The 5,348-nt window shown below is 75.4% G+C and carries 5 protein-coding genes; 1 reads left to right on the top strand and 4 read right to left on the bottom strand.

Annotated elements, in window-relative coordinates; translation table 11 throughout:
- Positions 1 to 44: 44 nt before the first annotated feature.
- Both Q7T67_RS11825 and Q7T67_RS11820 read right to left on the bottom strand, forming a co-directional pair.
- Entirely contained in the window at positions 45 to 1,676 is a 1,632-nt protein-coding gene (locus Q7T67_RS11825; protein ID WP_304789428.1) for a cell wall metabolism sensor histidine kinase WalK, read from the bottom strand.
- Between the two features lie 34 nt (positions 1,677 to 1,710).
- The gene (locus Q7T67_RS11820) at positions 1,711 to 2,427 is read right to left on the bottom strand and encodes a response regulator transcription factor (RefSeq protein ID WP_304789425.1); all 717 of its coding nucleotides are present in this window, start codon (positions 2,425 to 2,427) and stop codon (positions 1,711 to 1,713) included.
- Positions 2,428 to 2,595: 168 nt separating this feature from the next.
- Here Q7T67_RS11820 and Q7T67_RS11815 point away from each other — a divergent pair, with 168 nt between their 5' ends.
- A complete protein-coding gene (locus Q7T67_RS11815) occupies positions 2,596 to 2,853 on the top strand; it encodes a hypothetical protein (protein ID WP_304789422.1) in 258 nt (85 codons plus the stop codon).
- Between the two features lie 39 nt (positions 2,854 to 2,892).
- On the opposite strand, the gene Q7T67_RS11810 is transcribed toward Q7T67_RS11815, so the two are convergent.
- Positions 2,893 to 3,258, bottom strand: a complete 366-nt coding sequence (locus tag Q7T67_RS11810; protein WP_304789419.1) for an ACT domain-containing protein — start codon at positions 3,256 to 3,258, stop codon at positions 2,893 to 2,895.
- A gap of 64 nt (positions 3,259 to 3,322) precedes the next feature.
- Positions 3,323 to 5,348, bottom strand: a 2,026-nt coding sequence (locus Q7T67_RS11805; RefSeq protein ID WP_304789416.1) for a glycosyltransferase family 39 protein, incomplete at its 5' end; no start/stop codon positions are given.

The raw sequence follows: 5,348 nt of genomic DNA, 5'->3' as shown, positions 1-5,348 counted from the left end.
CGGGACGCGCTCGGCGGAACGCGCTCGCGGGGCCGACCCGGGGGTCACCCCCGCAGCGGCAGGCGGACGACGAAGGACGCCCCGCCACCGGGCGCGGTGCCCGCCCGCACCGTGCCGTCGTGCGCCTCGACGATCGCCGCCACGATCGCCAGGCCCAGCCCGGCGCCGCTCTTGCCGCGGGTCCGGCCGCCCTCGGAGCGCCAGAAGCGCCCGAAGATCGCCTGCGGGTCCTCCGACGGCAGCCCCTGGCCGTGGTCGCGGACCTCGATCTCGACGTGCCCGCCCTCGACCGTCGTGGTGATCTCGACCGGGGTGCCCGCCGGCGTGTGGACGAGCGCGTTGCGCACGAGGTTCGTCAGCACCTGGCGCAGCTGACCGTCGTCGCCGTGGACGATCGCCTCCCCCGTGCCCGTCGGCGTGATCGTCCGCGCCGGGTCGATCGCCCGGGCATCCTCCGCGACGTCCTCGGCGATCAGGGCGACGTCGACGGGGCCGTAGGCCTTCTCCGGCGCCTCGTCCAGCCGCGCCAGCACGAGCAGGTCCTCGACGAGCACGCCCATCCGCGCGGCCTCGTCCTCGATCCGGCTCATCGCCTTCTTCAGGTCCTCCGGGTCCTTCACGGCGCCGACCCGGAAGAGCTCGGCGTAGCCCCGGATCGAGGCCAGCGGGGTGCGCAGCTCGTGCGAGGCGTCGGAGAGGAACTGGCGCAGCCGGCCCTCGCTGGCCTCGCGCTCGGCGAACGCACCCTCGAGCCGACCGAGCATGCCGTTCAGCGCCAGGCCCAGGCGCCCGACCTCGGTCCTCGGTGAGGCGTCCTCGACCCGCTGGTCCAGGTCGCCGGCGGCGATCTCGCCCGCGGTCGAGGCCATGCGGTCCAGCGGTCGCAGGCCGATCCGCACGAGGACCCAGGAGAGCCCGGTCAGGAGCGCCAGGGCGATGCCGATCACGATCCCCTCCGTCTGCAGCAGCCGGTCGAGCGTGGCGTCGACGTCCGTCAGCGGCACGGCGACGACCGTGAACCCCGAGGCGAGCGCGCTCCGGACCGCGGCGGTCCGCGTGGCGGTGGTCGTCCCGGTGGTGGACGACGTGGTCGAGTCCGCCCCGGACGTCGACGAGGCGGTCGATCCCGGGTCCGTCCCGGCCGTCGACGAGGTGCCGGAGCCGCCGGGCGACCGTCCGGTCCCGAACGCGCCGACGGGCCGCGCGAACGTCCGCACGCGGTAGCGCAGGTCGTCGTCGCCCTTCGCGGTGGCGGTGAAGGTCATGCCCGCGCGCAGGACGGTCGGCAGGACCGGCGAGGCGAGCGCGTCGGCGTTGTAGGCCGGGTCGGCGCCGGTCTCGTCGCCGACCTTCCGCCCGTCGGACCCGCGCAGCTCGGCGTACGTGCCCGGCTGGAGGTCACCGCCACCGCGGCCGACGTCGTCCGGGTCGTCGGCCCCGTAGGACCGTCGCGGGCCGCGGGCGCCCGGCGGAGGGGTGCCCGGTCCGAAGATCCCCTGGAGGCCGTTCTGCCGGGCGAGGCGCTGGTTCGCGCCGATCTGGGCGCTCGCGAGCTGGTCGTCGACCTGGTCCAGCAGCGCGCCGCGCTGGCCGGCGTAGGTGACGGCCGCCAGCGCGATCATCGCGACGGCGGCGAGGACGAAGACCGTCGCGATCAGGCGCGCGCGGAGGGTCACGGGGCGGCCGGGCGGGTCGTGGCGGGCACGGGCCTCAGCGCCTCGGGGCGCGCAGGGCGTAGCCGACGCCGCGGGCGGTGTGGATCAGGGACGGCAGGCTCTCGCCGCCGGCGCCGTCGAGCTTCCTCCGCAGGTACGAGACGTACGTCTCGAGCACCCGCGCGTCGCCGCCGAAGTCGTAGTCCCAGACGTGGTCGAGGATCTGTGCCCGCGTGAGGACGCGGCGCGGGTTGCGCAGGAAGTACCGGAGCAGCCGGTACTCCGTGTCCGTCAGGTCGACGAGGTGCCCGGCGCGCGTGACCTCGCGGGTGTCCTCGTCCATCTCGAGGTCCTCGAACCGCAGCGTCGAGGACTCCTCCGTCGCCTGGCCGGTGCGGCGCAGGATGACCCGGATCCGTGCGACGAGCTCCTCGAGCGAGAACGGCTTGGTGACGTAGTCGTCGCCGCCGGAGGTCAGGCCGCGCAGCTTGTCCTCCGTCGCGTCGCGGGCGGTCAGGAAGACGATCGGCACGTGACCGCGCTGGGCGCCCAGCTTCTCCGCGACCTCGAAGCCCGTCATGTCGGGCAGCATCACGTCGAGGACCATGATCTGGGGGCGGAACGACTCGACCCGGCTCAGCGCCTCGTCGCCGGTCCCCGCGGTCGCCACCTCGAACCCCTGGAACCGCAGGGCCATCGACACGACGTCGACGATGTTGGGCTCGTCGTCGACCACCAGGACGCGGTGGGCAGGGGCCTCCTGGGTGCTCATGGGCGCAGCATCGCACCCGTTCCTGGGGGAACCCTGGGGAGGAGCTGGGGAGGGCGGGTGGTCCGGGCGGTGGGCGACCGGCGCCGGACGACGGACGTCGGACGACGGGCGACGGGCGACGGGCGACGGGCGACGGCCGTCCGGCGGGTGGCTGGTAGAACCCGTCGCGTGAGGATCCCGCGCCAGCGTGCCGCCCCGGACGCCGACCGCGGGCCGGGGGACGACGGCCCGCCGCCCGATCCGCGGTCGCTCCTCCAGGTCCTGATCGGCGCGTTCGTCGGGGGCGCGATCGCGGGCGGCCTGGCCGCGCTGCTGGGCAGCGACGCGGTCGCGGCGGTCGTCTTCGGCTTCCTGATCGGCGTCCTGTTCCTGTGGATGGACCTCCGGGCGAAGGATCGGGCGGAGGGTCCGCCGCCGGCGGGCTGAGCCGACCGGCCCGGCCGCCGGGCGCGGCCCCCGGGGTGCTCAGCGGCGGATCTCGTGCCCGGCGTCCTCGAGCAGCCGGGCGGCGACCTCGATCCGGTCCGCCGGGACCAGGACGAGGTCCGCGTCGAACGTCGAGGTGACGAAGACCGGCAGGCCGGCCTCGCTCAGCGGACGGATCACGGCGAGGAGCATGCCCGGCAGGTCCAGGTCGTGGGCCGCCTCGCCGTGGAAGGCCCGCCAGGGCTCGGCGGGCGCCTCGCCGTCGCGGGCCCGCCGGACGACCGTCAGGCCGTCGGGGGCGCGCACCAGGGCCACCCAGTCCCCCGCCACCCCGTCGTCGGCGCCGCCTCGCTCGACGACCAGCAGGTCGGGCAGGAGGCGGAGGGGCTGGACGGGCGCGGGCACCCGGGGAGCGTAGGCGCCCCGCGCCGTCGACCGGCCTGGTCGCCGTCGCCCTCCCCCGCCCGCGCTACGAGGCGCTGACCTCGTAGAGCGTCCCGCCGCTCACCGTGACCGCCGTGACGGGCTCGCCATGGGCCTTCACCCAGGTGCTCAGCGCGCTCGTGGAGTTCCCGCCCGGTCCGCCACGGCTGTTCGAGGAGACCAGGACGTACTTCAGCTCGCCGTCCCGGACCATCTGCGCCATCTGGGCGACGGTCGGGGCGGGATCGCTGCCCCCGAAGCCGCCGATCGTGACGACCGGCTCACCCGTCGAGATGATCACCGAGGCGGTCGTCTGCGAGCCGCTCGCGGCCAGCAGGTACTTCGCGGACCCCTGGTTCGCCTGCAGGTAGGCGATGACCTCGTCGGAGATCGAGCCGCCGCCCATGCCGCCCCGTCGGGCGCCCCCGGCCGAGGGGCCGGCCGACGTCGCCGGCGGGGCGCCGCCACCCTGGGGCATCGCGCCCGGCGGCGGTGTCCCCATCCGCCCGCCGGGGCCGCCCTGGCCACCGCGCATCCCGCCCGGACCGCCCATGGCGCCCTGCGACGCCGAGGCGGGTCCCGCGAGGACGTTGTTGCCGTTCAGCGACCGTCCCACGGACGCGACGGAGTAGGACGCCGGACCCGCGGCGATCGCGATCGCCCCGGCCACCGCGGCGGCGACGGCGACCCGGCGCATCGCGGGGCCGGAGCGGCGCAGGGCCACCGAGCCGAGGAGCGCCAGACCCGCGAGGACCGGGACGGCCACGCGCAGCCAGGGCTGGAAGTCGGCGGCGCGGCCGAGCAGCTCGACCGACGTCCAGGCCGTGCCGGCGACACCGACCGCGAGGACGAGGTGGGCGACGACGGAGGTCCGGGCCGCCCGCCAGAGGAGCACGAGGCCGATGGCGCAGAGGCCGGCGACCGCCGGGGCCATGGCGCTCGTGTAGTACGGGTGGAAGGTGCCCTTGGCCGTCGAGAAGACGAGCACGTGGACGAGCAGCCAGACGCCGAGGAGGACGACCACGGCGCGGGCCCGGTCGGTGCGCGGCGCGCGGCGGGTCAGCCACATGGCGGCGACCAGCGAGAGCGCCGAGAGCGGCAGGAGCCACGCGATCTGCGCTCCGACCTGCTCGTTGAACATGCGCCCGAGACCGGCGACGCCGCCGAACGACGCGCCGTTCCCGCCGCCCGTGCCACCCTCGTTCCCGGTGATCCGGCCGAGGCCGTTGTAGCCGAGGATGAGGTCCCAGGCGGAGCCGTCCTCCGAGCCGCCGACGTAGGGCTTCGAGCCGGGCCAGAGCGACACGGCGGTCGGCCAGGCGGCGGAGACACCGACCATGACGACGCCGGCGACGAGCAGCTGACGGAGGCGGACCAGCAGCCTCGGCGGGCCGGCCAGCAGGTAGACCGCGCCGAGCGCCGGGACGATCATCCAGCCCTGCAGCATCTTCGCCGTGAAGGCCAGTCCGACGAACACGCCGGCCCACACGAGCCACTTCAGGCGACCGCCCTCGACCGCCCGCATCGTGGCGTAGGCCGAGGCGACGAGCAGGAGGATCAGCAGCGCGTCGGGGTTGTTGACCCGGCCGATCGCGACGGTGATCGGGGTGATCGCCAGCAACGCGGCGGCCAGGAGGGCGGCGGTCGCGGCACCCGAGGCGCCGAGCCGCTCGTCGAGGCCCCGGCGCACCGTGGCGTACAGCAGGCCGACCGAGACGATCGTGCAGAGCGCCTGCGGCAGCAGCATGCTGACGCTGCCGAAGCCGAAGATCCGCGTCGACAGGCCCATGAGCCAGATCGAGAGCGGCGGCTTGTCGACCGTGATGAACGAGCCGGGATCGAGCGAGCCGAAGAACCACGCCTTCCACGAGACCGAGGCCGACTTCACGGCGGCCGCGTAGTACTCGTTGGACATCCCGTTCTCGCCGAGGTTCCAGACCATCAGGACCGCGGAGGCGACCAGGACGGCCCAGAGCGCCGGGCGGATCCACGCCGGATCGCCCTCGCGGCCGCGGGCGAGCGTCGTCACACGGCCACGGCCGGCGTCGCCGGGGCCGTCCCGCCGGTCGCCG

It is taken from the genome of Patulibacter sp., from assembly GCF_030655195.1.
In the GTDB taxonomy this organism is placed as follows: Bacteria; Actinomycetota; Thermoleophilia; order Solirubrobacterales; family Solirubrobacteraceae; genus Patulibacter.
Note: the sequence above shows the minus strand (reverse complement) of the source record. Positions and strands in the feature narration are given on the sequence as shown.